Origin of the sequence: Pseudomonas sp. DL, assembly GCF_047199225.1 — a bacterium.
GTDB classification, from domain to species: domain Bacteria; phylum Pseudomonadota; class Gammaproteobacteria; order Pseudomonadales; family Pseudomonadaceae; genus Pseudomonas; species Pseudomonas aeruginosa.
Genome location: NZ_CP178323.1, coordinates 3,195,062 through 3,220,369 on the forward strand (window position 1 = coordinate 3,195,062; position 25,308 = coordinate 3,220,369).

Annotated in this window: 18 protein-coding genes; 12 read left to right on the plus strand and 6 right to left on the minus strand. The window is 69.2% G+C overall.

From position 1 onward, the window contains the following. Window positions 1-15: 15 nt before the first annotated feature. The 4 genes from ACI766_RS14855 to ACI766_RS14870 form a co-directional block, all read right to left on the minus strand. The gene (locus ACI766_RS14855) at window positions 16-468 is read right to left on the minus strand and encodes a PA2169 family four-helix-bundle protein (RefSeq protein ID WP_003113661.1); all 453 of its coding nucleotides are present in this window, start codon (window positions 466-468) and stop codon (window positions 16-18) included. Between the two features lie 125 nt (window positions 469-593). Beyond that, on the minus strand, window positions 594-1,370 hold the full coding sequence (locus tag ACI766_RS14860; RefSeq protein ID WP_003113660.1) for an alpha/beta hydrolase family protein: 777 nt from the start codon (window positions 1,368-1,370) through the stop codon (window positions 594-596). After that, window positions 1,367-2,464: a DUF3182 family protein gene (locus tag ACI766_RS14865; protein ID WP_017149010.1), complete on the minus strand. Its 1,098-nt coding sequence runs from the start codon at window positions 2,462-2,464 to the stop codon at window positions 1,367-1,369. The genes ACI766_RS14860 and ACI766_RS14865 overlap by 4 nt, the downstream gene beginning before the upstream one ends. A gap of 328 nt (window positions 2,465-2,792) precedes the next feature. Further along, on the minus strand, window positions 2,793-3,158 hold the full coding sequence (locus tag ACI766_RS14870) for a DUF3509 domain-containing protein (RefSeq protein ID WP_003113659.1): 366 nt from the start codon (window positions 3,156-3,158) through the stop codon (window positions 2,793-2,795). Between the two features lie 367 nt (window positions 3,159-3,525). Here ACI766_RS14870 and glgA point away from each other — a divergent pair, with 367 nt between their 5' ends. From glgA to ACI766_RS14930, 12 genes are all read left to right on the plus strand, one after another. Further along, window positions 3,526-5,067 (plus strand): glycogen synthase GlgA, encoded by a 1,542-nt coding sequence (gene glgA / locus ACI766_RS14875; RefSeq protein ID WP_003115521.1) that lies wholly within the window; start codon window positions 3,526-3,528, stop codon window positions 5,065-5,067. After that, complete coding sequence (gene treZ / locus ACI766_RS14880; RefSeq protein WP_023110063.1) at window positions 5,067-6,818, plus strand: malto-oligosyltrehalose trehalohydrolase; 1,752 nt, start codon at window positions 5,067-5,069, stop codon at window positions 6,816-6,818. The genes glgA and treZ overlap by 1 nt, the downstream gene beginning before the upstream one ends. Beyond that, a complete protein-coding gene (malQ, locus tag ACI766_RS14885; RefSeq protein WP_003120183.1) occupies window positions 6,811-8,865 on the plus strand; it encodes a 4-alpha-glucanotransferase in 2,055 nt (684 codons plus the stop codon). The genes treZ and malQ overlap by 8 nt, the downstream gene beginning before the upstream one ends. Beyond that, window positions 8,858-11,638, plus strand: coding sequence for a malto-oligosyltrehalose synthase (locus ACI766_RS14890; RefSeq protein ID WP_023089839.1), 2,781 nt, complete (start codon window positions 8,858-8,860; stop codon window positions 11,636-11,638). The genes malQ and ACI766_RS14890 overlap by 8 nt, the downstream gene beginning before the upstream one ends. Next, complete coding sequence (locus ACI766_RS14895) at window positions 11,635-11,940, plus strand: DUF2934 domain-containing protein (RefSeq protein WP_003113653.1); 306 nt, start codon at window positions 11,635-11,637, stop codon at window positions 11,938-11,940. The genes ACI766_RS14890 and ACI766_RS14895 overlap by 4 nt, the downstream gene beginning before the upstream one ends. Window positions 11,941-11,952: 12 nt before the next feature. Further along, entirely contained in the window at window positions 11,953-14,103 is a 2,151-nt protein-coding gene (gene glgX / locus ACI766_RS14900; protein WP_003113651.1) for a glycogen debranching protein GlgX, read from the plus strand. A gap of 99 nt (window positions 14,104-14,202) precedes the next feature. Further along, window positions 14,203-14,619: a CBS domain-containing protein gene (locus ACI766_RS14905; RefSeq protein ID WP_003088942.1), complete on the plus strand. Its 417-nt coding sequence runs from the start codon at window positions 14,203-14,205 to the stop codon at window positions 14,617-14,619. A 66-nt stretch (window positions 14,620-14,685) separates the two neighbouring features. Next, window positions 14,686-15,933 (plus strand): zinc-dependent alcohol dehydrogenase, encoded by a 1,248-nt coding sequence (locus ACI766_RS14910; RefSeq protein ID WP_003088939.1) that lies wholly within the window; start codon window positions 14,686-14,688, stop codon window positions 15,931-15,933. 3 nt (window positions 15,934-15,936) lie between these two features. After that, on the plus strand, window positions 15,937-16,875 hold the full coding sequence (locus ACI766_RS14915; protein ID WP_003118104.1) for a DUF72 domain-containing protein: 939 nt from the start codon (window positions 15,937-15,939) through the stop codon (window positions 16,873-16,875). After that, window positions 16,872-17,609, plus strand: coding sequence for an endonuclease/exonuclease/phosphatase family protein (locus ACI766_RS14920; protein ID WP_058170395.1), 738 nt, complete (start codon window positions 16,872-16,874; stop codon window positions 17,607-17,609). Before ACI766_RS14915 ends, ACI766_RS14920 begins: the two co-directional genes overlap by 4 nt. Then, a complete protein-coding gene (clsB, locus tag ACI766_RS14925; RefSeq protein WP_012614202.1) occupies window positions 17,606-18,811 on the plus strand; it encodes a cardiolipin synthase ClsB in 1,206 nt (401 codons plus the stop codon). Before ACI766_RS14920 ends, clsB begins: the two co-directional genes overlap by 4 nt. Continuing rightward, window positions 18,808-19,803: a lysylphosphatidylglycerol synthase domain-containing protein gene (locus ACI766_RS14930; protein ID WP_023089842.1), complete on the plus strand. Its 996-nt coding sequence runs from the start codon at window positions 18,808-18,810 to the stop codon at window positions 19,801-19,803. The genes clsB and ACI766_RS14930 overlap by 4 nt, the downstream gene beginning before the upstream one ends. A gap of 1 nt (window position 19,804) precedes the next feature. Here the strand turns inward: ACI766_RS14930 and glgB are convergent, their stop codons facing one another. Both glgB and treS read right to left on the minus strand, forming a co-directional pair. Beyond that, entirely contained in the window at window positions 19,805-22,003 is a 2,199-nt protein-coding gene (gene glgB, locus ACI766_RS14935) for a 1,4-alpha-glucan branching protein GlgB (RefSeq protein WP_003113646.1), read from the minus strand. Then, window positions 22,000-25,302: a maltose alpha-D-glucosyltransferase gene (gene treS, locus ACI766_RS14940; protein ID WP_003088929.1), complete on the minus strand. Its 3,303-nt coding sequence runs from the start codon at window positions 25,300-25,302 to the stop codon at window positions 22,000-22,002. Before treS ends, glgB begins: the two co-directional genes overlap by 4 nt. Between the last annotated feature and the right edge of the window lie 6 nt (window positions 25,303-25,308).

Here is a 25,308-nt window from a genome sequence, read left to right on the forward strand (position 1 = left end):
CCTCGCGGGGTCGGCTCAGGCGCGGGCGTCGCGCAGGGCTCGGACCCGGTCGTGGTGACGGAGTACGCCCTGGTATTGGCGCTCGATCACCTGGTGGATCTCCGCCGGCAGCGATTTTTCCAGCGCCGCCTGGTAGCGGTGCTTGGCGACATCCTCGCCGCGCTCGCATTCGTTGAGCACCGCCTCTTCGTCCTTGCCGGTGACCAGTGACTTCAGGTCGACCCAGCGCCGATGCAGGTCACCGGCGAAACTAGTGCTGTCCTTGGGTTTGCCACCCAGTTCCAGGACGATCCGCTCCAGCTCGTCGGCGGCCGCGGCGCAGTCGCGGCTCTGCTCCAGCATCGCCGCCTTCAACTGCGGGTCGCGCAGGTCCTCGGCGCAGGCGTGGAAACCGGCCTCGCCATCCTTGCTGGTTTGCAGCAGGTCGTTGAGTACGTCGAGGGTGTCGTCGAGGTTGGTCTGGTTCATTTCGCTCTCCTTGGCCCGGAGCTGTCCGGGATTTCTCGCGTCTGTCGGCGCCGGCGCCTGCCGGCACGGAACGTGGGCAGCAACCAGCACCCACGGAAGGTGGGAGGCTCGCCGTCGCGGAGCGTTCAGAAAGCCGGATGGATGGTGGCGTAGGCCGGGGTGATGCTGAGACGTTCGCCGACCACCATCTCGGTGATCCAGTCCACCAGGATCGAGGTATAGGCGTCCTGCGCCGCCTCGCTGCTGAGCGCATGGTCGGCGTGGTCGATGATCCGGTGGGTCAGCGAATGGGTCTGCTGGAAGGCGGCGCGGAAACTCATGATGGTCGAGTGCGGCACATAGCTGTCGAACTCCGACTCCACCAGCAGCACATCGCCGCGGAATCCCGCGCAGGCCTGCAGGGCTCGGTTGCTGGCGGCCGGGATCAGGCTGCTGCGGTATTCGCTGAGATCCTCGCGGTCGAGCAGCAGCTTGGGCGTCAGCCAATCCTCGTCGCGGTAGATCGCCGGCACCCGCAAGGCCAGCCAGCGCACCGCGCGCAACTGGCTGAGGATCGCCGCCAGGTAGCCGCCATAGCTGGTGCCGACCACCGCGATCGCCTCGCTGTCGATGGCCGGGTGGGCCACCAGCCGGTCGTAGGCGGCGAGCAGGTCCTGCAGGTTGTCCTCGCGCGTCACCAGCGCCTGGCGCCCGCTTTCCGCGCCGTGGCCGCGCAGGTCGAAGGTCAGGCACACGCAGCCGAGCCCGGCGATGCCCTGGGCGCGCTTCAGGTCGCGCTGCTGGCTGCCGCCCCAGCCGTGCACGAAGAGCACGCCGGGAACCTTCGCCCGGGGGCTGAGGAAGGTGCCTTCGATCCGGTCGTCGCCGACCCCGATGCGGATGCGTTCGCTGTTCGCCGTCATGCCTCCCCCGTCATCGCATACTTGAGCAGGAAGTCGCCGTGTTCGTCGGGACCGCGGTAGATCACCCGGCTGTTGTCCGGCAGGCGCTTGTCTTCGTGGATCTCGAACGACGCGGCGCGCACCGCGGGCAGCCCCGGATCGGCGCGGAAGGCTTCCAGCGCGGCGATCTCGGCGCTGCTCGCGCCGCCGACCCGCCAGGACTGCTCGAGCACGCCGAAGCGCTCCCGACCGTTGCCGTCCCGGCCCTGGGCAATGTCGTAGTTGCGCCGCGAGGCGAAGCAGCCGGGGAAGAAGATCGCCGCGGCGGTGTCGAAGATCCGCGCGTACTCGATGGCCTGGCGCACCTCGCGGGCCAGGTCCAGGGCCAGCAGCTCGGCGTAGCCACCGCGCGCCACCAGCAGGTCGGAGCCGGCATAGACCAGTTCGCCGCGCGCGTTGCGGGTCTGGTGCTGGTGACCGTGGTAGCTCAGCAGGAAACCGTTGACCCGGAGCTGGCCGACGCTGTGGGTGACGATGCTCTCCAGGTTGACTTCCAGTACCAGGCCCTGCGCCAACTGGCGCTCCTCCAGCCCGCCGAGCCAGCCGTCCAGTTCGTCGAGGTCGTGCGCCACGTACTGGCCGAGGCCGCCACAGGCCTCCGCCAGCTTGGCCCGCACCGGTCCTTCGGCGAGCATGCGGGCGCCTGCGCGGTGTGCGTCGGCCAGGCTGAAGACGCTGACGCCGTTGAGCACGACGTCGCGGACCTTCTCCGCGAACAGCGGGTTCCAGCCTTCCGGCGCCACGCCGCCGCGCGGCAGCGGATGGACGATGGCCTTACCGGCGATGAACGCGTGCTCGACGAAACCGCCGAGCAGATCTTCGTCACTGTTCACGCCCAGGCGCACGGCGGTCTCCCTGCCGACCAGGGTGCGGGTCGGGACCAGGTAGAGGGGGCCTCGCTGGTGCAATTCGGGTTCGTAGCGGCCGCCGAACTCCAGCTTCTGGACTTCCGCCAGCCAGCGCGCCAGGGCCAGGTTGCCCTGCACTTCGTGTTCGGCGGCCGCGGGATCGACACTATGGGCCACCACCAGTCTCTGCCGAGGGTCTGCGCTCATGTTCCGCTCCTCCTGGATGGAAACCGGGCATTCAGGGCTCCGGTATGGGCGAGAGGGGCTCTTCGTTGGGCTGTTCCATCGGAATCTCTTCCGGGAATTCCTGGGGGACGTGGCTTTCGTGGTCAGGAACCGGATATTCGTCCGGATCCCTCGAGGGGTTGCGTGGAGTGGTCGCTGTCGCGCCCGATGATGCAGAAGTGGGAAAACGCATGTCCGCCTCCATCGTAGGGATGACTTCTAGATGGAGGGGGCGAAGACGGATTTGGTTCGGACCATGCGTCGGAAGGCCGGGTCGGCGACTGACCGACCCGGAGCTGAAACAGCCTGCTCAGCGAGCCAGGCTCATGGTACGCAGCTTGCCGCCGGCGACCAGGACCTTGCGATGAGTGAGATGCTGGTTGTCGCTGTCGCGGAACGTGAGCAGGTCGATGCGCTTGCGGAAATAGTCGCTGTCGCGCGTCTGCAACGGCCCCTGGTCGATGATCAGGTCCCGGCGGATGCGTTCCAGCACCTGGTTCAGCAACAGCGGGCTGCTCTGCTCCTGGCCGGAGATCGCCCGGCTCATCAGGCGCTTGCCCTGGTTATTACGCAAGGTCACCAGCAACGCGCCGTCAGGGCGAGGTTCGCAACTGACGCGCACATCCTTGAAATGCTCTTCCAGGTACTCAACCACGTTTTCATCGGTATCTAGCATTGCTGGCCTCCTGTCTCATCAGATTCTTTGACGCCGGTAATCAGGCGCATCCCTTTCGAGCAGAAGGCGTACCAATTCTTCTTGAAAATTAATTTCTTATAAATCAATAGGTTGAAAAACAAAGCGGCGAATTGATATTTGCAATTTGCAAGAAAGCCCCTGCCGAGCCTTGCATTCGGCAACCCGTTGCGCCCGTCGTCTCGCCTGCAACCCCCTGGCGCGGCTTCTCGCAAGCCGAGCCGCCGGTAAAAAAAACTAAACTTCCGGCGCTCCCCTCCGGTCACCCCTAGCAAGGACTTCGCCCATGCCACGGCGCGACGGAGTCCGACCGACCAACGCCAAGGACAACGTACGACCGGAGGATGACATGGGACATTCTGTTGCAGGCGTTTGCCTGGAAGAACCCGCGGTACTGACCGCTTTTCCGTCGCTGCTGCACCCGCAGGACCCGCCGCAACAGAGGGATCGGATACTCTTCGTTACCGCCGAGCTCAGCGATTTCGTCAAGGTCGGCGGACTCGGCGACTTTTCCGCCGCGCTGCCGAGGGTCCTCAAGCGCGAGCATTCGGTGCGAGTCCTGCTGCCCGGCTATCGCCAGGTGCTGGAGCGCTGCCGCGACTTGCGGATCATCGGCAGCCTGCCCGGCCGGGCGGCGATCCCGCCCTGCGAGATCGGCCTGGTGACCCTCGACGACGGCCTGGAAGTCATGCTGGTGCTCTGCCCGCTGCTCTACGAGCGCGAGGGTACGCCGTACATGGACGACCAGGGCAACGACTGGCCGGACAACCACCTGCGCTTCGCCCGCCTGTGCCTGGCCGCCGCCGAGATCGCCGGTGGACGCGGCGCCCAGGGCTGGCAACCGGGCCTGGTGCACGCCAACGACTGGCCGTCGGCGCTGACGCCGGCCTACATGGCCTGGAACGGCGTGCGCACGCCGAGCCTGTTTACCATCCACAACCTCGCCTACCAGGGCCTCTGCGACCTGCAATGCAGCGCCGAACTGGGCCTCCCCGACGAAGCGCTGAGCCACGAAAGCATGGAGTTCCACGGGCGCCTGTCGTTCCTCAAGGCCGGCATCGCCCATGCCCACCACATCACCACGGTGAGCGAGACCTACGCCCAGGAAATCACTACCCCGGAATACGGCTGCGGCCTGCACGGCATCCTCAAGTACAAGGTCGAGAAGCGTCAGCTCAGCGGCATCGTCAACGGTATCGACGATAGCTGGCAACCGCACTGCGATCCGCACCTGGTCGCCTGCTTCAGCGCCCGCCAATGGGCCGGCAAGCGCGCCAACACGCGCTACGTGGAGGAGCGTTTCGGCCTGGAGCCGGGCAAGGGGCCGCTGTTCGCGGTGGTCTCGCGCCTGGTGCAGCAGAAAGGCATCGACCTGACCCTGGAGATCAGCGATGCCCTGCTCCAGGCCGGCGGCCGTCTGGTCAGCATCGGCCGTGGCGAGCCGAACCTGGAGAAGGCCATGCTCGAACTCGCCCGGCGTCATCCCGGCCAGGTCGGCGTGCACATCGGTTTCGACGAGACCGAGGCCCGCCGTATCTACGCCGGCAGCGACTTCCTGCTCATGCCCTCGCGTTATGAGCCCTGCGGGCTCAGTCAGCTCTATGCGCAATGCTTCGGCTCGCTGCCGATCGCGCGTTGCACCGGCGGCCTCGCCGATACCATCGTCGACGGGGTCACCGGCTTCCTGTTCCGTGAGGAAACCGCGCAGAGCTACCTCGATGCGGTGATGCGCGCGATCAACGTCTACCACTGTCCCTCGCTGCTCAACGCCATGCGCTGCAAGGCGATGGCCGCGCCGATGTTCTGGAGCGACTCGGTGGAGCCTTACAACCGCCTGTACCGGCGCCTGTTGAGGAATACCGCTCCGGCCCTGCGCGGGGTACGCCAGTGATGGCGATCCGGCGCCGCTTCGGCGCCCAGTTCCAAGGCAACGGCCGGACCTGCTTCGGCCTCTGGGCTCCGGACGCCCGTGAGGTCCGGGTCGAGACCGCCGACGGCCGCGACTGGCCGCTGGAAGGCAGCGACAGCGGCTGGTTCGAGGCGACCCTGCCCTGTCCGCCCGGCACCCGCTACCGTTACCGCATCGATGGTCGCCCCGGGGTGCCGGACCCGGCCTCGCAGTTCCAGCCCGACGGCGTGCATGGCCACAGCCAGGTGCTGGACCATGGCGCCTACGCCTGGCGCGTCGACGAGTGGCGCGGGCGGCCCTGGCACGAAGCGGTGATCTACGAGCTGCACGTCGGCCTGTTCGGCTCCTACGCCGAGGTCGAGCGCTTCCTTCCGCGCCTGGTGGAACTGGGCGTGACCGCCGTGGAGCTGATGCCGCTGGGCGAGTTTCCCGGTCGCCGCAACTGGGGCTACGACGGCGTGCTGCCGTTCGCCCCGGCGTCGGCCTACGGCACGCCCGAGCAACTCAAGCATCTGATCGACAGCGCTCACGGCATGGGCCTGATGGTCTTCGTCGACGTGATCTACAACCACTTCGGCCCGGACGGCAACTACCTCGCGCAGTACGCCGCCGCGTTCTTCCGCGACGACCGGCAGACGCCCTGGGGCCAGGCCATCGATTTCCGTCGCGGCGAAGTCCGCGAGTTCTTCTATGAGAACGCCCTGATGTGGCTGCTCGACTATCGCGTCGACGGCCTGCGCTTCGATGCCGTGCACGCGATTCCCGATAGCGCGTTCCTCGTCGAGATGGCCCGCCGCCTGCGCGGCGCCGCCGGCCCCGAGCGCCATGTGCACCTGGTCCTGGAGAACGACGACAACCGCGCCAGCCTGCTGCGCCAGGGCTACGACGCACAGTGGAACGACGATGGCCACCATGCGCTGCACGTCCTGCTCACCGGCGAGAACGACGGCTACTACCAGGACTACCCCGAGCCGCTGCGCTGCCTGGCGCGCTGCCTGGCCGAAGGCTTCGTCTACCAGGGCGAAGCCAACCGCCACGGCCGGCCGCGCGGCGAACCGAGTGCCGACCTGGCGCCGGACGCCTTCGTGCTGTTTCTGCAAAACCACGACCAGGTCGGCAACCGCGCCTTCGGCGAGCGTCTCAGCGTCCTCGCCGAACCCCAGGCGTTGCGCCTGGCGATAGCGCTGCAACTGCTCGCGCCGATGATTCCGCTGCTGTTCATGGGCGAGGAATGCGCCGCGCGCGAACCGTTCCTGTATTTCACCGATCACCAGGGCGAACTGGCGGACGCGGTCCGCGAGGGACGACGCAAGGAGTTCGGCGAGTTCGGCCGCTTCGGCGAGGGCGCCACCCTGGCTTCGCTCCCCGACCCAAACGCGGTGGAGACCTTCGAGCGCTCGCGTCCCGGCCTGGCCGATTGCGACCCGGCCTGGCGCGGCTTCTACCGGCAACTGCTGGAAATCCGTCATGAACACCTGATCCCGCGCCTGCGCGGCGCCCGTTCGCTGGGGGTTACCACCATCGCCGGCGCCGCGCTGTCGGCGCGCTGGCGACTCGGTGACGGCAGTGACTGGCGAATCGACTTCAACCCTTCTCCGCTCGAAGCGGAAGTCGAGCCGCCGGCGGCCACCACCTGGGTGCTGTTCCTCGACAACCTCGCCTGTGCCGAGTATCGCCGCGGCCGCCTAAGTCCCCGCAGCATCGCGGTCAGCCTGGAGCCCGCCCATGAGTGACGCACGCCTGGCCGAACTGGCCGCCGCCGTGGGCCTGCAACTCGACTGGCAGGACGCCAACGGACGGCCGCAGCGGGTCGACCCGGAGGTCCAGCGCGGCCTGCTGGAAGCACTCGGCTATCCGGCGCAGAGTCCGCAACAGATCGAACAGAGCCTGGCCGCGCTGGCCCGGCTGCGCGAGGACAGCGCCAACCTCGGACTGCTGGTCGGCGAATGCGGCCAGCCGCTGGAGCAAGCGCTCGGCCCCGCCGGCACCCCGGGCGAGCTGGTCTACGAGGACGGCACGCGGATCGCCCTGCGCCTGGACGCCGAAGGCCGCCTGCCGGCGCAGGCCCGCAGTGGCTATGCGCAGCTGTCGCTGGAGCAGCGGGAATGGGCGGTGGCGATGGCGCCGCCGAGCTGTCCGTCCCTGGCCAGCCTCGCCCCGGGTCGCTCGCGTCGCTGGGGTCTGGCCGCCCAGGTCTATGCCCTGCGCCGCCCCGGCGACGGCGGCCTGGGCGACAGCGCCGCCCTCGAGGACCTGCTGCGCAGCGCCGCGCGGCATGGCGCCGACGCGCTGGCGATCAGCCCGCTGCACGCCCTGGCCGAGGCCAACGGACATGCCTACAGCCCCTACTCGCCGTCCAGCCGGCTGTTCTTCAATGTCCTGCACGCCGCGCCGGCGACCATTCTCGGCGCGGCGGCGGTGGAACAGGCGATCCGTCGCGCCGGCCTGGCCGCGGAGATGGCCCGCCTGGAGAGCCTGGAGCTGATCGACTGGACAGCGGCGGCGGACCTGCGCATGCGCCTGCTGCGCCAACTCCACCGCGACTTCACCGAGCGCGCCAGTCCCTTGCGCCACGACCTCGCCGAATTCCGCCGCGAAGCCGGCGAGGCCCTGCTGCACCACTGCCGCTTCGAGACCCTGCAGGCGCACCTGGGCGCCGGCCCCGACTGGAGACGCTGGCCGGAGCCGCTGCGCCGTCCCGGCGAGCCGGCGGTGGCCGCGTTCTGCGCCGATCACGCCGAGGAAGTGGACTTCCGTGCCTTCGGCCAGTGGCTGACCCAACGTTGCCTGCAACATGCCCAGCGCCAGGCGCGCGAGGCCGGGATGGCCATCGGTCTGGTCGCCGACCTGGCGGTGGGCGCCGATGGCGGCGGCAGCCAGGCCTGGTCGCGGCAGGAAGAGCTGCTCGCCGAAGTGAATGTCGGCGCGCCGCCGGACATCCTCAACCAGTCCGGACAGGACTGGGGCGTTTCCGCGTTCAATCCCGAAGGCCTGCGCCGCCACGGCTACCGGGCATTCCGCGAGATGCTGCGGGCCAACCTGGCCTGGCCCGGAGGGCTACGCATCGACCATGTGATGGGCCTGCAACGTCTCTGGCTGATCCCGCGCGGCCAGCCGCCCCACGCCGGCGCCTACCTGCGCTACCCGCAACGCGAGCTGCTGCGCCTGCTGGCGCTGGAGGCCAGTCGCGCCTCGGCGCTGGTCATCGGCGAGGACCTCGGCACCGTGCCCGAAGGCCTGCGCGAGGAACTGGCACGCCGCCAAGTGCTGGGTACCCGCGTGCTGCTCTTCGAGCGGCGCGGCGAACGCTTCGTGCCCCCGGCGCAATGGCCGGCGGACGCCATGGCCACCACCAGCACCCACGACCTGCCGAGCCTGTCCGGCTGGTGGCGGGGCCAGGACATCCACTGGCGCGGCCGCGCCGGACACCGCAGCGCCGAGGAATGCGCGGCCGACCTGGAACTGCGCGCCGAGGAGCGCCGGGCCCTGGCCGCCAGCCTCGAACCGCCGGTCGATCCCGACCCCGCCGCCGAAGTACCGCTGGACGCCTGCATCGGCTATGTCGGGGCAACCCCCGCGCCGTTGGTGCTACTGCCCCTGGAGGACGCCCTGGGCAGCTTGGAGCAGCCGAACCTGCCCGGCCCCGGCGACGCCCACCCGAACTGGCGGCGGCGCTGGCCGGAAAACGCCGCGCAGATGCTCGGAACGCCGCAGGTCGACCGGCGCCTGCGCCTGCTCGAACGCAGCCGCCGGGATGCCGAGGAGGCCGCCCATGATTGAGCCCCGCGCTACCCTGCGCCTGCAATTCCACGCCGGCTTCACCCTCGACGATGCCCTGCCCTGGCTGGACTATTTCGCCGACCTGGGCATCAGCCATCTCTACGCCTCGCCGCTGTTCCGCGCGCGGCCCGGCTCCAGCCACGGCTACGACGTGGTCGACCCGACCCGGATCAATCCGGAACTGGGCGGCGAGCCGGCGCTGCTGCGCCTGATCCAGGGGCTGCGGCAACGCGGCATGGGCCTGCTCATGGACATAGTGCCGAACCACATGGGCATCGGCGGCGGCGCCAATCCCTGGTGGCAGGACGTGCTCGAATGGGGGCGCGAGAGTCCCTACGCGAGTTTCTTCGACATTCAGTGGGAATCCCACGACGCCGCGTTGCGCGGCCAGGTGCTGCTGCCGTTCCTGCGCAGCGACTACGGCGAGGTCCTGGCTGCCGGGGAGATCGGCCTGAGCCTGGACCGCGAGGCCGGCCGCCTGCTGGCGAGCCACGGCGAGCAGCGCTTCCCCCTCTGGCCGGGCAGCTACCCGGAGCTGCTGGAAGACAGCGGCGAGCCGCGCCTGTCAGCCCTGGCCGGCGGTTTCCGCGAGTGCCGGCAGGACCGCGAGGCCTTGCGCGAGATGCAGCGTCAACTGGCGGCTGCGCTCGCCGAGAGCGCTCCGCGCGCAGCCCTCCAGCGCACGCTGGGCGAACTCCAGGAACGCCACGAGGAGGCTCGCCAACGCCTGCACCGCCTGCTCGAGGCGCAGCACTACCGCCTGGCCAGTTGGCGCACCGCGGCGGACGACATCAACTGGCGCCGTTTCTTCGACATCAGCGAACTGGTCGGCCTGCGGGTCGAGCGCGGCGAGGTGTTCGAGGCCGTGCACGGCAAGGTCTTCCAGTTGCTCGAGGACGGTCTGCTCGATGGCCTGCGCATCGATCACGTCGACGGCCTGGCCGATCCGCGCGGCTATTGCCGACGCCTGCGCCGCCGCAGCGAGCGGATCCGCGCCCATCGCGGCGGCGCGCCGATGCTGCTGTACGTTGAGAAGATCCTCGGTGGCGAGGAGCGCCTGCCCGAGGATTGGCTGTGCGACGGCACCACCGGCTACGACTTCATGAACCAGGTCAGCCTGTTGCAGCACGATCCGCGCGGCGAACGACCGTTGCGCGAACTCTGGCAGCGGGTCAGCGGACGCCCGGAGGCGTTTCTCGACGAGGTCTACCAGGCTCGCCAACTGGTCCTGGCGGGAAGCCTCGCCGGTGACCTGGAGAACCTCGCCCAGGGTCTTTTGCGGGTGGCGCGGGCCGACCTGGCCAGCCGCGACCTGACCCTGGGCGGTATCCGCCGCGCGCTGTTCCAGTTGCTCGCGCGCTTTCCGGTCTACCGTACCTACGCTGGGGCCTGCGGTCGCTCGGTGCAGGATCGCGAGGTGTTCCGCTATGCCGCAGAGGCGGCCCGCGAGGATCTCGACGAAGCCGACCGGGCGGTCCTCGACCATCTCGAACGCTGGCTCGGCGGGCAGCCGCTGCGCGAGCTGCCGCCCGGTCCGCTGCGGCGCCTGCGCGGCGAGTTGCTGGCGCGCTTCCAGCAGTTGAGTTCGCCGACCGCCGCCAAGGCCGTGGAGGATACCGCCTGCTATCGCTCGGCGGCCCTGCTCTCGCGCAACGACGTCGGCTTCGACCCGCAGCGCTTCGCCGCTTCCGCCGAGGAATTCCATGCCGCCTGCGAAGCCAGGCGCCTGGCCAGCCCGCGCGCCCTGCTGGCCACCGCCAGCCATGACCACAAGCGCGGCGAGGACGCCCGCGCCCGTCTTGCGGCGCTCAGTGAACTGGCGCCCTGGTTCGCGCGTAACGTCGAGCACTGGCAAAGCCTGGCCACGCCGTTGCGCCGCGACCTCGCCGAGGGGCCGGCGCCGAGTCCCGGCGACGAGCTGATCCTGTTCCAGGCCCTGCTCGGCAGTTGGCCGCTCGACGCGCCTTGCGACGGCGCCGCGCTGGACCAAGCGTTCCTCGCGCGGATGCGCGAATGGCAATGCAAGGCCTTGCGCGAAGCCAAGCTGCGCACGCGCTGGACCGCGCCCGACGAAGACTACGAGCGCGCCTGCGCCGACTATCTGGAACAGCTCCTGCGCGCGCCACTGGCCCAGGCCCTGCGCCAGTCGCTGGGCAACGCGGCGGCGCGACTGATGCCGGCCGGGGCCCTGAATGGCCTCGCCCAATGCCTGCTGCGCCTGACCTGCCCGGGTATCCCCGATCTCTACCAGGGGCGCGAGTACTGGGACTTCAGCCTGGTCGACCCGGACAACCGGAGGCCGGTGGACTTCGCCCGGCACGCCGCCGCCCTGGCCGCGCCGACGCCCTTCCCGGAACTGCTGGAGCACTGGCGCGACGGTCGCATCAAGCAGACCCTGATCGCCCGCGTGCTGGGGCTGCGGCGGATGCAGCCGGGCCTGTTCCGCGACGGCGACTACCTGCCCCTGGAGGTCAGCGGCGAGCATGCCGAGCGGGTCCTGGCCTTCGCCCGGCGCAGTCGTCACGGTTGCCTGCTGGTGGTGGTCCCGCGCCTGGCCTGCGCCCTGCTCGGCCACGCCACGCAGCCGCAGGTGCCGGCCGAGGCCTGGGGCGACACCTGCCTCCTGCTGCCGCCGAGTCTCTCCGAATGCACCTACAGCGGCCTGTTTTCCACCATGCCGCTGCCCAGCGACGGGCACCTGAGCCTGTCCGAAGTGCTCGCCGACTTTCCCGTCAACCTGCTTTACCGCCTCGCCCAGGAGGACACCCCATGAGCGCCGACGAAAAACGCATACGAGAGTTCGCCTACCAGATCTGGGAATCCGAGGGCTGCCCCGACGGCCAGGCCGAACGCCACTGGGCCATGGCCCGGCAACTGGCCGAAGCGGAAGCCGCCGCGGCGGCACCGAAGAAGACCCGCGGTCGGGCCAAGGCCGCCAAGGAAACCCCGGCCCTGCTGCAAGCGCCGGCCGCCAAGCCGCGCAAGCCGAGGGCCGCGTCCCCGGCGCGGCCCGCCAGCGAAAAACCGGCGGCGGCCAAGCCGCGCAGCCGCCGCAAGCCCGAAGCGGGCGAATGAGGAGTCCAGTGCATGAGCAGAAAGCGTAGCCCCGCTCCTTCGCGGATCAGCGAAGGGCACCCCTTCCCCCTTGGCGCCACCTGGGACGGCCTCGGCGTCAATTTCGCGCTGTTCTCGGCCCACGCGACCAAGGTCGAGCTGTGCCTGTTCGACGCGCGCGGGGAAAAGGAGATCGAGCGCATCGAATTGCCCGAGTACACCGACGAGATCTGGCACGGCTACCTGCCCGACGCCCACCCGGGGCAGATCTACGGCTACCGGGTGCACGGTCCCTACGAGCCGGATGCCGGCCACCGCTTCAATCCCAACAAATTGCTCCTCGATCCCTACGCCAAGCAGTTGGTCGGCCGCCTGCGCTGGTCCGAGGCGCTGTTCGGCTACACCATCGGCTCGGCCGACGCCGACCTCAGCTTCGACGAGCGCGACAGCGCGCCCTTCGTGCCCAAGTCGAAGGTCATCGATCCGGCCTTCACCTGGGCCGAGCGCCCGCCGGTACGCGTCCCCTGGGACCGCACGGTGATCTACGAAGCCCACCTGCGCGGCCTCAGCATGCGCCATCCACAGGTCCCGGAGGCGGTTCGCGGGACCTTCGCCGGGCTGATGAACGCCGACCTGCTGGCGCACATCCGCCGGCTCGGGGTGACCAGCGTCGAGCTGCTGCCGATCCACGGCTTCGTCGACGACAAGCACCTGCTGGAAAACGGCATGAGCAACTACTGGGGCTACAACAGCATCGCCTTCTTCGCCCCGCACCCGGCCTACCTCGCCAGCGGCCAGGTCAACGAGTTCAAGGAGATGGTCGCGCACCTCCACGACGCCGGACTGGAGCTGATCCTCGACGTGGTCTACAACCACACCGCGGAAGGCAACGAGCTGGGTCCGACCCTGTGCATGCGCGGCATCGACAACGCCTCGTACTACCGCCTGATGCCCGACCAGCGCCGCTACTACATCAACGATTCCGGCACCGGCAACACCCTCGACCTCAGCCACCCCTGCGTGTTGCAGATGGTCACCGACTCGCTGCGCTACTGGGCCACGGAGATGCGCGTGGACGGCTTCCGCTTCGACCTGGCGACCATCCTCGGCCGCCATCCGGACGGTTTCGACGAGCGCCACGGCTTCCTCGTCGCCTGCCGCCAGGACCCGGTGCTGAGCAAGTGCAAGCTGATCGCCGAACCCTGGGATTGCGGCCCCGGCGGCTACCAGGTAGGCGGCTTCCCGCCCGGCTGGGCGGAATGGAACGACCGTTTCCGCGATTGCGTGCGCGCCTACTGGCGCGGCGACGACGGCATGCTGCCGGAACTGGCGCGACGCCTAACCGCCTCCGGCGATCTCTACGACCAGCGTGGACGGCGGCCCTACGCGTCGGTGAACTTCGTCACCGCCCACGACGGTTTCACCCTGCGCGACGTGGTTTCCTACGATCACAAGCACAACGAGGCCAACGGCGAGAACAACGCCGACGGCAGCGACCACAACCTGTCCTGGAACCACGGCTGCGAGGGCCCCACCGACGACCCGGAGATCCGCGCCCTGCGCCTGCGCCAGATGCGCAACCTGCTGTCCACCCTGCTGCTGTCCCAGGGCACCCCGATGCTGGTCGCCGGCGACGAGTTCAGCCGCACCCAGCAGGGCAACAACAATGTCTATTGCCAGGACAACGAACTGGGCTGGATCGACTGGCGGCTGGACGACGAGGGCCGTTCGCTGCTGGCCTTCACCCAGCGCCTGCTGGCCCTGCGCCAACGCTATCCGATCCTGCGCAGGGGGCGCTTCCTGGTCGGCGAGTACAACGAGGCGCTGGGTGTCAAGGACGTCACCTGGCTGGCGCCCGGCGGCGAGGAGATGACCGAGGAACACTGGCACGACGAGCACGCCCGCTGTCTCGGCGTGCTCCTCGATGGCCGCGCGCAACCCACCGGGATCCTGCGCAGCGGTGAGGATGCCACCCTGCTGCTGATCCTCAATGCCTACCACGACGCGGTGTCCTTCCGTCTTCCCGAGGTGGCCGAAGGCAGCGGCTGGACCTGCCTGCTGGATACCCAGCGGCCGGAGGACCCGCTCGGCGAACGCTACCCGTTCGCCAGCGAGTTCCTGGTCGGCGGCCGCAGTTTCCTGCTGTTCGAGCTACAACCGCCGGGCGCCGGAGCGGAAGGATGAACGGCGGGGAAAAAAGCTGAACCGCCCCCGGCACCTCCAGTCGGAACCTGTAGGTGCCGCACGCGGCGCCCGCACATCCACCCTACACAGGAGGACAGCATGAAGATCAGCGACATCATGACCCGCAACGTCCAGGTCGCCGACCCGCAGCAGAGCATCCGCGAGGCGGCCGCCACCATGGCGAGGATCGACAGCGGCGCCCTGCTGGTCGGCGAAGGCGACCGCCTGGTCGGGATGATCACCGATCGCGACATCGCCATCCGCGCGGTGGCCGGCGGCCTGTCCGGGGATACCCCGCTGGGCCGCATCATGAGCGGCGACATCCACTATTGCTTCGAAGACGAAGACGTCCAGCACGTGGCCCGCAACATGGCCGACATCCAGATGCGCCGCCTGCCGGTGCTCAACCGCGAGAAGCGGCTGGTCGGCGTGGTTTCCCTGGGCAACATCGCCAGCTGCCGCGACCAGGCCTCCAGCGCCACCGTCCTGCAGGGCGTCGCCCAGGCCCACTACTGAGCCTTTCTTCCACCCGGCCCGCCTTTGCCGTACCGGCCGAGGCCGGGCCCCAACCGGGAGAACGCCATGAAAGCCGTGGTATTCCATGACATCGGCGACATCCGCCTGGAAGACGTGGCGGAGCCGCGCCTGCAGGAGCCCACCGACGCCATCGTGCGGCTGACCGCCTCGGCGATCTGCGGCACCGACCTGCACTTCGTCCGTGGCAGCGTCGGCGGCATGCGTCCGGGAACCATCCTCGGCCATGAGGGCGTGGGCATCGTCGAGGCGCTCGGCGACGAAGTGCGCAACCTTCAGGTCGGCGACCGGGTGGTGATTCCCTCGACCATCGCCTGCGGCAATTGCGTGTATTGCCGAGCCGGCTACTACGCCCAGTGCGACGTCGCCAACCCCGGCGGCAGCCAGGCCGGCACCGCGTTCTTCGGCGGTCCCCGGGCCAACGGCGGCTTCCATGGGCTGCAAGCCGAGAAAGCGCGGATTCCCTATGCCAACATCGGCCTGATCCGCCTGCCCAGCAGCATCAGCGACGACCAGGCGATACTCCTGTCGGACATCTTCCCCACCGGTTACTTCGGCGCCGAACTGGCCGGTATCGCCCCCGGCAACACCGTCGCCGTGTTCGGCTGCGGTCCGGTGGGCCAGTTCGCCATCGCCAGCGCGTTGCTCCTCGGCGCCGCCCGGGTGTTCGCCATCGACCGCCACCCGGACCGCCTGCACATGGCCCGCCAGCAAGGCGCCGAAGTGATCGACTTCGAGCGCGAGGATCCGGTCCAGGCCCTGCGCTGGCTGACCGCCGGGATCGGCGTGGACCGCGCCATCGACGCCGTCGGCGTGGACGCCGAGCACAGCCATGGCACCGCCACCCCGGCGCCGCGCCAGGAGGGCACCAGCTGGAGTCCCGGCAACGCCCCCGCACAGGCCCTGGAGTGGGCGGTGCAGGGCCTGGCCAAGGCCGGCACCCTGTCGATCATCGGCGTCTACGCCGAAGACTCGCGGCAGTTTCCCATCGGCCTGGCGATGAACCGCAACCTGACCATCCGCATGGGCAACTGCCACCACCGCAAGTACATTCCGCTGCTGCTCGAACATGTGCTCAGCGGACGCATCGACCCGGCGAAGATCCTCACCCAGGTGAAGCCGATCGGCGACGCCATCGAGGCCTTCGAAGCCTTCGACCGCCGCGAGACCGGCTGGATCAAGGTCGAACTGGTGCCGCAGAAGCGCCAGGTCGAGGGCAGCGAGGAACGCCTCGACGAACGCGCGGTGGACGAACTGGCGCGCCGGCCGACGCCGGAAAGCGGCGCCCGGGGGTGATGCATGAGCGCACCGGCACGCCTGCGCATCGGCATTTCCGGCTGGCGCTACGCCCCCTGGAGAGGTGACTTCTATCCCGAGGGGCTGCGCCAGAAGGACGAACTGCGCTTCGCCTCGCGGGCGGTGAACAGCATCGAGATCAACGGCACCTTCTACGCCCTGCAGACGCCCGAGCGCTTCCGCGGCTGGGCCGAGGACACCCCCGAGGACTTCGTTTTCAGCGTCAAGGCCCCGCGTTACATCACCCACGTGCGGCGCCTGCGCGAGATCGACGAGCCGCTGGCGAACTTCTTCGCCTCCGGCCCCCTCGCCCTGCGCCAGCGCCTCGGCCCGTTCCTCTGGCAGTTCCCGCCGAGCATGCGCTTCGACCGCGAGCTGTTCGCCGATTTCCTCGCCCGCCTGCCGCGCGACGGCGCCGCCGCGCAGAAGCTCGCCCGGCACAGCGCCGCGCGCCTGCACCGCGAGGGCTACCTCGACGGCGATCCGGCGCAGCGCCTGCGGCATGCCGTGGAAATCCGCCATGAGAGCTTCGTCGACCCGACGTTCATCGAGCTGCTGCGCGAATACCGGGTTGCCCTGGTGGTGGCCGATACCGCCGGCAAGTGGCCGCTGCTCGGCGACGTCTGCGCCGACTTCCTCTACCTGCGCCTGCATGGCGACAAGGAGCTCTACCGCAGCGGCTATTCGGAAGCGGCCCTGGGCCAGTGGCAGGCACGGATCCGCGCCTGGGCCGGCGGCGGCCAGACCGACGACCTGCGCCGGGCCAGCCAGGACGCCCCGGCGACGGCGACGGCGCGCGACCTGTACTGCTACTTCGACAACGACGTCAAGGTGCGCGCGCCCTACGACGCCCGGCGCCTCCTGCAGCTGCTGGAACTCGACGGCGGCCTGCGCACGGTGCCCGGACAGTTGCCCGATGACCTGCGGGAGAGTGCCGCATGATCCTGCCGCGCCTGCAGGTGCTGACGGTGAACACCCACAAGGGTTTCAACCCGTTCAATCGGCGCTTCATCCTACCGGAGTTGCGCGAAGCGGTGCGCAGCGTCGGTGCCGACCTGGTGTTCCTCCAGGAGGTCCTCGGCTCCCATAGCCTGCACGCCGCGCGCCTGCCGTCCTGGCCGCCGGCGCCGCAATACGAGTATCTGGCCGACAGCATGTGGCCGCAGTTCGCCTACGGGCGCAACGCGGTGTATCCCGAAGGCCACCATGGCAATGCCGTGCTCTCCAAGCATCCGATCCTCGCTCACCGCAACCTCGACGTCTCGGTGGCGGGCAACGAGGAACGCGGCCTGTTGCATGCGGTGATCGACATCGGCCGTCCGCTGCACGCGGTCTGCGTGCACCTGGGATTGCGCGAGGCGCAGCGCCAGCGCCAGTTGCAACTGCTCTGCAAACTGGTGGCGGGCCTGCCGGAGCGCGAGCCGGTGGTGGTCGCCGGCGACTTCAACGACTGGCGCCAGCGCGCTGACCAACTGCTCGCCGGTTGCGGCCTGCGCGAAGTCTTCGTCGGCGCCCAGGGCCGGCCGGCGCGCAGCTTCCCGGCGCGCTGGCCGGTGCTGCCGCTGGACCGCATTTACCTGCGCAATGCCCGCGGGCGCCAGCCGCGCATCCTCTCGCGGCGGCCCTGGTCGCACCTGTCCGACCACCTGCCGCTGGCGGTGGAGGTGGAGCCATGAACTTCCCCTGGCGCGACGGCAACCGCGTAGAACTGCTGATCAACGGCGAAGAGTACTTTCCGCGCCTGTTCCAGTGCATCGCCGAGGCGCGCCGGGAGATCCTCCTGGAAACCTTCATCATCTTCGAGGACGAGGTCGGCCGGCAGTTGCAGGAAGCCCTCAGCGCCGCCGCCGAGCGCGGTGTCGAGGTGCAGGTCACGGTGGACGGCTACGGCACCGCCTCGCTCAGCCCGGACTACCTGGCCAGGCTGACCGCCTCCGGGGTTCGCGTGCACCTGTTCGACCCGCGCCCGCGCCTGCTCGGCATGCGCACCAACCTGTTTCGCCGGTTGCACCGCAAGCTGGTGGTGATCGATCGCCGGCAGGCCTTCGTCGGCGGCATCAATTACGGCGAGGACCACCTGGTACGTCGCGGCAACATGGCCAAGCAGGACTACGCGGTGCGCGTCGAGGGCCCGGTGGTGCGCGATATCCGCCAGGCCTGCCTGGCGCTGCTCGAACCGGACGCCGACTACCCGCCGTTGCGGCCGTCGGGCGCCGGGCAGCCGGCGCGGGTGCGCCTGGTGATCCGCGACAACGACCAGTCCAGCGACGACATCGAGCGCGAGTACCTGCAGGCGATCCGCCAGGCGCGGCGACGCCTGCTGATCGCCAACGCCTATTTCTTCCCCGGCTACCGCCTGCTTCGCGAGCTGCGCGATGCGGCGCGCCGCGGCGTGCGCGTCGACCTGGTACTACAGGGCATGCCGGACATGCCGCTGGTGCGCCTGTGCAGCCGGCTGCTCTACGACTACCTGCTGCGCGAGGGCGTGCGTATCCACGAATACTGCCAGCGTCCGCTGCACGGCAAGGTCGCGGTGATCGACGACGACTGGTCGACCATCGGTTCGAGCAATCTCGATCCCCTCAGCCTGTCGCTGAACCTGGAGGCCAACCTGGTGATCCACGACGTCGCCTTCAACGGCCAGCTCTACCAGCACCTGCGCGAGCTGGCGCGCCGCCACTGCCGGCGCATCAGCCGCCGCCACGCCAGGCGCGGCTACTGGTGGCGGGCGCCGCTGATCTTCCTCGGCTTCCACTTTTCCCGGCATTTCCCGGCCATCGCCGGTTGGGTACCCGCCCATCTGCCGCGCCTGAAATCGCTGGAGCCGCGTCCGTCGCGGCGCTGGCAGGAACGCCAGGGCCAGCGGGGCAACCCATGAACGGCGGCGGTCACGCAACTGCCTCGGCGGCGCCACGCCGCGCTCACTGGCGCTGGCTGCGCAGGCTGCTGACCCTGGCGTTCTTCGTGCTGGTCCCGGTGCTGCTGTTCCTGCTGGTGAAGAATCTCGACTGGCAGGAAGTCCGCCACGCCCTCGGCGAGTATCGCCCCGCGACCCTGTTCCTCGGGCTGCTGCTGGCGGCCGCCGGCTATACGGTGTTCAGCAGCTTCGACCTGCTCAGCCGCTACTACATCGGCCACTCGCTGCCCAAGCGGCGGGTCTTCACCGTGGCGTTCGTGTGCAATGCGTTCAACCTCAACCTGAGTTCCTGGGTCGGCGCCGTGGCGCTGCGCTATCGCCTGTACAGTCGGCTCGGCCTGGACATCGCCGATATCACCCGGATCCTCACCTTCAGCCTGGTGACCAACTGGTTCGGCTACCTGCTGCTCGCCGGCATCCTGTTCAGCTGCGGCCTGCCGGCCTTGCCGCCGGGCTGGAAGCTCGGCAGCGACGGCCTGCGCCTGATCGGCGTCCTGCTCCTGGCGCTGGCCGCAGGCTACCTGCTGGCCTGCCGTTTCGCCCGACGCCGCGCCTGGGGCTGGCGCGAGCATCGGCTGACCCTGCCGTCCTGGCGGCTGGCGGCCCTGCAAGGCCTGCTCGGAGCGAGCAACTGGTCGCTGATGGCGCTCCTGCTGTACAGCCTGCTGCCGCACAGCGTGGATTACCCGAGCGTCCTGGCGATCCTCCTGATCAGCAGCATCGCCGGGGTCATCACCCATATCCCGGCCGGGCTCGGGGTGCTCGAAGCGGTGTTCATCGCCCTGCTCCAGGGGCGCCTGTCCCAGGGCGTGCTGCTGGCCGCGTTGATCGGCTACCGGGTGCTGTATTTCCTCCTACCCCTGGCGCTGGCCTGCGTGGTCTACCTGCTGTTGGAGCGCCGGGCGATCCGCCTGCGCCGCAAACAGCGCCGCCTGCGCCAGGGCCAGGCCTGAATCAGCCGGCCGGACGCAGCAGCAGCGTGCCCAGCGGCGGCAGGTCGAGCACCAGCGACTGCGCCTGGCCATGGGCGCCGCACGACTCGCTGGAGACGCGGCCCTGGCTGCCTGCGCCGGAACCGGCGAACGCCTGGGCGTCGCTATTGAGCAGCACGTCCCAGTCGCCGCCTTGCGGTACGCCGATCCGATAGCCCTGGCGCGGCACCGGGGTGAAATTGTGTACCGCCAGCAGCGATGGCTCGCCGGCCGCGTGGCGCAGCCAGGCGTAGACACTGTTCGCCTGGTCGTCGCCGATCAGCCATTCGAAGCCGAGCGCCTCGCCGTCGCGCGCATGCAGTGCGGGGAGTTCGCGGTACAGCCGGTTGAGGGCCGCCACCAGGTCCTGTACGCCCTGATGCTCCGGATAGCGCAGCAGGTACCAGTCCAGTTCGCCGTCGTGGTTCCACTCGCGCCACTGGCCGAACTCGCATCCCATGAACAGCAGCTTCTTGCCCGGGTGCGACCACATGAAGCTCAGGTACAGGCGCAGGTTGGCGAACTTCTGCCAGCGGTCGCCGGGCATCTTGTCCAGTAGCGAGTGCTTGCCATGTACCACCTCGTCGTGGGAGATCGGCAGGATGAAATGCTCGGAGAAGGCGTAGAGCAGGCCGAAGGTCAACTGGTGGTGGTGATAGCGCCGGTGCAGCGGGTCTTCGCCGATGTACGCCAGGCTGTCGTGCATCCAGCCCATGTTCCACTTATGGCTGAAGCCCAGGCCGCCCTCCGCCACCGGACGGCTGACGCCGGGCCAGGCGGTGGATTCCTCGGCGATCACCAGCGCGCCGGGGGTTTCGCTGGCGACCACCTGGTTGAGGTGATGGAGGAAGTCGATGGCCTCCAGGTTCTCCCGGCCGCCATGGCGGTTCGGCAGCCATTCGCCTTCCTTGCGCGAATAGTCGCGATAGAGCATCGAGGCCACCGCATCCACCCGCAGGCCGTCGACGTGGTAGGTGCGCAGCCAGTGCAGCGCCGAGGCCAGCATGAAGCCGTGCACCTCGCTGCGGCCAAGGTTGTAGATGTAGGTATCCCAGTCCTGGTGGAAGCCTTCGAAGGGATGTTCGTACTCGTACAGCGCCGTGCCGTCGAAACGGCCCAGGCCGTGGGCGTCGGTGGGAAAATGCGCCGGCACCCAGTCGAGGATCACGCCGATGCCGGCCTGGTGGCAGGCGTCGACGAACGCGGCGAAGTCCTCCGGCGTGCCGTAGCGCGCGGTGGGGGCGAACAACCCGAGCGGCTGGTAGCCCCAGGAGCCGCCGAAGGGATGTTCCATCACCGGCATCAGCTCGATATGGGTGAAGCCGAGCTGGCGCACGTAGGGAATCAGCTCCTCCGCCAGTTCCGACCAGTGCGGCGGCCGGCCGTCGCGGTGGCGCCAGGAGCCGGCGTGGACTTCGTAGATCGACAGCGGTGCCGCATAGCCCTGGCGCTCCGCGCGCCGGGCCAGCCAGTCCTGGTCGCGCCACTCGTGGCGCAACGCCGCGCAGGTCTTCGAAGCGGTTCCGGGCGGCGTCTCGCAGGCCAGCGCCAGGGGGTCGGCCTTCAGCGGCAGGAGGCCGTCGTGGCCCTGCAACTCGTACTTGTACAGTTCGCCCTCGCCGAGGCGCGGGACGAACAGTTCCCAGACGCCGGATGGATAGCGTCGTCGCATCGGGTGACGGCGCCCGTCCCAGCCGTTGAAATCGCCGACCACCGAGACGCGCACGGCGTTCGGCGCCCAGACTGCGAAGCGCACGCCCTCCACGCCTTCGTGACGGGTCAGTTGCGCGCCCAGGCAGGAGGCCAGTTGGCGGTGGTTGCCTTCGGCGAACAGGTAGAGGTCGAGTTCGCCGAGCAACGGCCCGAAGGCATAGGGGTCTTCGCTTTCCTGCACGCCGTCCGGCCAGTGCACGCGCAGGCGGTAGCGCGGTGGCAGGCGCTCCAGGTGGCGCTGGAACAAGCCGCTGCCGGGGTCGCTCTGCTCCAGTTCGGCGAGCGTCGCGCCGTCTTCGTCGAGCAGCTCGACGCGCTGCGCGCCGGGCAGGTAGGCGCGCAGCACGCCGCCTTCGCCGCCGGGGTCGCGCTGCGGGCCGAGGAAGGCGAATGGATCGCCCTGCAGGCCGCGCTGCAGCTTGTCCAGCTCCAGTTGCCAGCGTTCGCGTTCGGACATCGGTTCGCTCATCGGTTCTTGCCCTTCAGGAGGTGTTCGGTGAGTTCGGCCAGACCGGCGAGAGGCACTTCCAGCCAGTCGGGGCGGTAGTCGGCTTCGTAGAGCAGTTCGTAGGCGGCCTTTTCCAGGCAGGCCAGGGCCAGCGCCGCCCCCTCGCCTTCGCGACCGTGCCAGGCGTGCATGAGACCCGCCGCGGCGGCCCGATAGCCGGCCAGGAAGGCGTCGCGGGCTTCGCTGCGATAGCGCATGGCGACCTTGCGCCGGGCGCTGTCGGCCTGTTCCGAGCTATCGGTGCTCTGCGCGTTGCGCAGGACCATCGCCGCCGCGTAGTCGAACGAGCGCAGCATGCCGCCGACGTCCTTCATCGGACTGTGACGCTGGCGGCGCTCTTCCAGGCTGCGCGCCGGCTCGCCCTCGAAGTCGATGAAGCGTGCGTCGCCCTGGACCATCAGCACCTGGCCCAGGTGCAGGTCGCCGTGAACCCTGATCAGCAGCCCGCCGGCTGCCTGCCGGGCCAGCAGCGGCAGGCGTTCGAGCAGCGCCGGCAGGCGTTCCAGCAGGCGCCGCGCCTGTTCCGCCGCCTCGCCCTGCAACGGCCGTGGCGGCTCGCTCAGGCGTTTGCCGGCTTCGCGCAACTGTTCGGCGATGCGCAGCGCCCAGGCCTGGACGCTGGCTTCGTCGCTCTCGCGGCTGCCGAAGGCCGGATCGTCCGACTCGCCGGCCAGTACGCTGTGCATCTCGCCGAGCCGGGCGCCGAGGTTGGCGGCGAAGCCGCGCAGTTCGGCGAGGCTGTCGTATTGCCCTTCGAGCGCCTCGCTGGCCGCGGATATCTCGTCGCGCACGGCTCGCTCCAGGTTGTCCAGGGTCCAGTTCCAGGCGTCGCCCTGGTTGTTCAGGTAGCCCTGCAGGATCATCAGCGTGTGCGGCTCGCCATCCGCGCCGACCCGCCGTACCTCGCCGAGCAACGGGGCGATGCCGGGGTAGCCGTGGCGGGTCAGGTAGCCGCCGACCTCGATTTCCGGGTGCAGCCCCGGAAGGATCTTGCGCAGCACCTTGAGGACCATGCGCTCGCCGAAGCGGATCGAGCTGTTGGACTGCTCCACCGAGAACGGCAGGACGTCTTCGTCGGCGATGTCGTCCATTTCCGCCAGTCCCGCCGCCGGGATGAACTGGATCTCGCCGTCGCCGTGGGCGATCACCGCCTCGGCGCGGAGTTGCGCGAGGACCTTGCGGGCGAACAGCGGCAGGCTGGCGGCGTCGGTCAGCAGGCCGACCTTGCGACCGCGCCGCAAGCGTGCCAGGGCCAGCAACTGAGGCAGGCTGTCGCCGCGCTGGTCGGCGTCGAGGAAGCCCAGCGGCAACTGGTAGCGCAGCCCGTCGATCTCCACTTCGCACAACGCACAGCGCGGCTCCGCCTCGTCCAGCGGAACGATGTAGCAGAGCCGTGGCTGGCCTTTCTCGCCGGCGAACCAGCGGCGCTTCGGCAGGTAGGCCGGCAGCGTCTCGCCTTCCAGGATGTTCCGCGATGCGCCCTGCAGCAGCTCGCCGAGGCGCTGCTTGACCACCAGGGTCGGCAGTTCCGGCAGGCGCTCGTCGGCGGCCACGTGCCAGCTCGGCATCTGCGTCGCGTCGGCCAGGTAGAACCAGTAGAAGCCGTAGGGCGGCAGGGTCAGCAGGTAGGTCAGCTCGCCGATCGGCGGGAACGACATGCCGCCGATCATCTCCACCGGCACCTTGCCGGCATGGCTGGCGAGGTCCAGTTCCACCGCCTGGGCCGCGCGCGACAGGTTGGCCACGCAGAGGATGCTGTCCTGCCGTTCGCCCTCGGCGTATTCGCGCAGGTAGGCGAGGATCCGTCGGTTGCTCGGCGCGAGCATCTTCAGGCTGCCGCGGCCGAAGGCCTTCTGCTGGCTGCGCACGGCGAGCAGGCGGCGCATCCAGTTGAGCAGCGAATGCGGGTCGCGCGCCTGCGCCTCGACGTTGATCGTCTGGTAGCCGTACAGCGGATCGAGAATCGGCGGCAGCACCAGCTTCGCCGGGTCGGCGCGGGAGAAGCCGCCGTTGCGGTCCACCGACCACTGCATCGGGGTCCGCACGCCGTCGCGGTCGCCGAGGTAGATGTTGTCGCCCATGCCGATCTCGTCGCCGTAGTACAGGGTCGGCGTGCCCGGCATCGACAACAGCAGGCTGTGCAGCAGCTCGATGCGCCGCCGGTCACGCTCCACCAGCGGCGCCAGGCGCCGGCGGATGCCCAGGTTGAGGCGCGCGCGGCGGTCGGCGGCATAGTGGTTCCAGAGATAGTCGCGCTCGTCGTCGGTGACCATCTCCAGGGTCAGCTCGTCGTGGTTGCGCAGGAAGATCGCCCATTGGCAATTGGCCGGGATGTCCGGGGTCTGGCGCAGGATGTCGGTGATCGGATAGCGATCCTCCTGGGCGATGGCCATGTACATGCGCGGCATCAGCGGGAAGTGGAAGGCCATGTGGCATTCGTCGCCCTCGCCGCCATCCTCGCCGCCGAAGTACGGCCGGGTGTCTTCCGGCCACTGGTTGGCCTCGGCCAGCAGCATGCGGTCGGGATAGTGCGCGTCCAGCTCGGCGCGGATGCGCTTGAGCACCTGGTGGGTCTCCGGCAGGTTCTCGCTGCTGGTGCCGTCGCGTTCGATCAGGTAGGGAATCGCGTCCAGGCGCAAGCCGTCGACGCCCATGTCCAGCCAGTAGCGCATCACCCCGAGCACCTCGCGCAGGACCTGCGGGTTGTCGAAGTTCAGGTCCGGCTGGTGGGAATAGAAGCGGTGCCAGTAGTACTGTTGGGCTACCGGGTCCCAGGTCCAGTTGGACTGCTCGGTGTCGATGAAGATGATCCGCGTACCCTGGTATTTCTCGTCGCTGTCCGACCAGACGTAGTAGTCGCGGGCGCGCGATCCCTTCTTCGCGTGGCGGGCGCGGATGAACCAGGGATGCTGGTCGGAGGTGTGGTTGATCACCAGCTCGGTAATCACCCGCAGACCGCGTCGATGGGCCTCGGCGATGAACCGGCGGGCGTCGGCGAGGCTGCCGTAGTCGCTGTGCACGCCACGGTACTGGGCGATGTCGTAGCCGTCGTCGCGGCGTGGCGACGGGTAGAACGGCAGCAGCCAGAGAGTGTTCACGCCGAGGTCGGCGATGTAGTCGAGCTTCTCGATCAGCCCGGCGAAGTCGCCGATGCCATCGTTGTTGGCGTCGTAGAAGGATTTCACGTGGACCTGGTAGATCACCGCGTCCTTGTACCATTGCGGGTCGTTGAGAAAGACCGGCTTCTCGCGTCTGGCCATGGGTTT

Bases quoted from the DNA above. Each gene is read 5' to 3' on its own strand.
- clsB (WP_012614202.1), top strand. From the start codon at position 17,606: ATGAACTTCCCCTGGCGCGACGGCAACCGCGTAGAACTGCTGATCAAC.
- ACI766_RS14895 (WP_003113653.1), top strand. From the start codon at position 11,635: ATGAGCGCCGACGAAAAACGCATACGAGAGTTCGCCTACCAGATCTGG.
- treZ (WP_023110063.1), top strand. From the start codon at position 5,067: ATGGCGATCCGGCGCCGCTTCGGCGCCCAGTTCCAAGGCAACGGCCGG.
- ACI766_RS14930 (WP_023089842.1), top strand. From the start codon at position 18,808: ATGAACGGCGGCGGTCACGCAACTGCCTCGGCGGCGCCACGCCGCGCT.
- glgA (WP_003115521.1), top strand. From the start codon at position 3,526: ATGGGACATTCTGTTGCAGGCGTTTGCCTGGAAGAACCCGCGGTACTG.
- ACI766_RS14915 (WP_003118104.1), top strand. From the start codon at position 15,937: ATGAGCGCACCGGCACGCCTGCGCATCGGCATTTCCGGCTGGCGCTAC.
- ACI766_RS14905 (WP_003088942.1), top strand. From the start codon at position 14,203: ATGAAGATCAGCGACATCATGACCCGCAACGTCCAGGTCGCCGACCCG.
- ACI766_RS14855 (WP_003113661.1), bottom strand. From the start codon at position 468: ATGAACCAGACCAACCTCGACGACACCCTCGACGTACTCAACGACCTG.
- ACI766_RS14865 (WP_017149010.1), bottom strand. From the start codon at position 2,464: ATGAGCGCAGACCCTCGGCAGAGACTGGTGGTGGCCCATAGTGTCGAT.
- ACI766_RS14870 (WP_003113659.1), bottom strand. From the start codon at position 3,158: ATGCTAGATACCGATGAAAACGTGGTTGAGTACCTGGAAGAGCATTTC.
- ACI766_RS14910 (WP_003088939.1), top strand. From the start codon at position 14,686: ATGAAAGCCGTGGTATTCCATGACATCGGCGACATCCGCCTGGAAGAC.
- glgX (WP_003113651.1), top strand. From the start codon at position 11,953: ATGAGCAGAAAGCGTAGCCCCGCTCCTTCGCGGATCAGCGAAGGGCAC.
- ACI766_RS14890 (WP_023089839.1), top strand. From the start codon at position 8,858: ATGATTGAGCCCCGCGCTACCCTGCGCCTGCAATTCCACGCCGGCTTC.
- glgB (WP_003113646.1), bottom strand. From the start codon at position 22,003: ATGAGCGAACCGATGTCCGAACGCGAACGCTGGCAACTGGAGCTGGAC.
- ACI766_RS14860 (WP_003113660.1), bottom strand. From the start codon at position 1,370: ATGACGGCGAACAGCGAACGCATCCGCATCGGGGTCGGCGACGACCGG.
- ACI766_RS14920 (WP_058170395.1), top strand. From the start codon at position 16,872: ATGATCCTGCCGCGCCTGCAGGTGCTGACGGTGAACACCCACAAGGGT.
- treS (WP_003088929.1), bottom strand. From the start codon at position 25,302: ATGGCCAGACGCGAGAAGCCGGTCTTTCTCAACGACCCGCAATGGTAC.
- malQ (WP_003120183.1), top strand. From the start codon at position 6,811: ATGAGTGACGCACGCCTGGCCGAACTGGCCGCCGCCGTGGGCCTGCAA.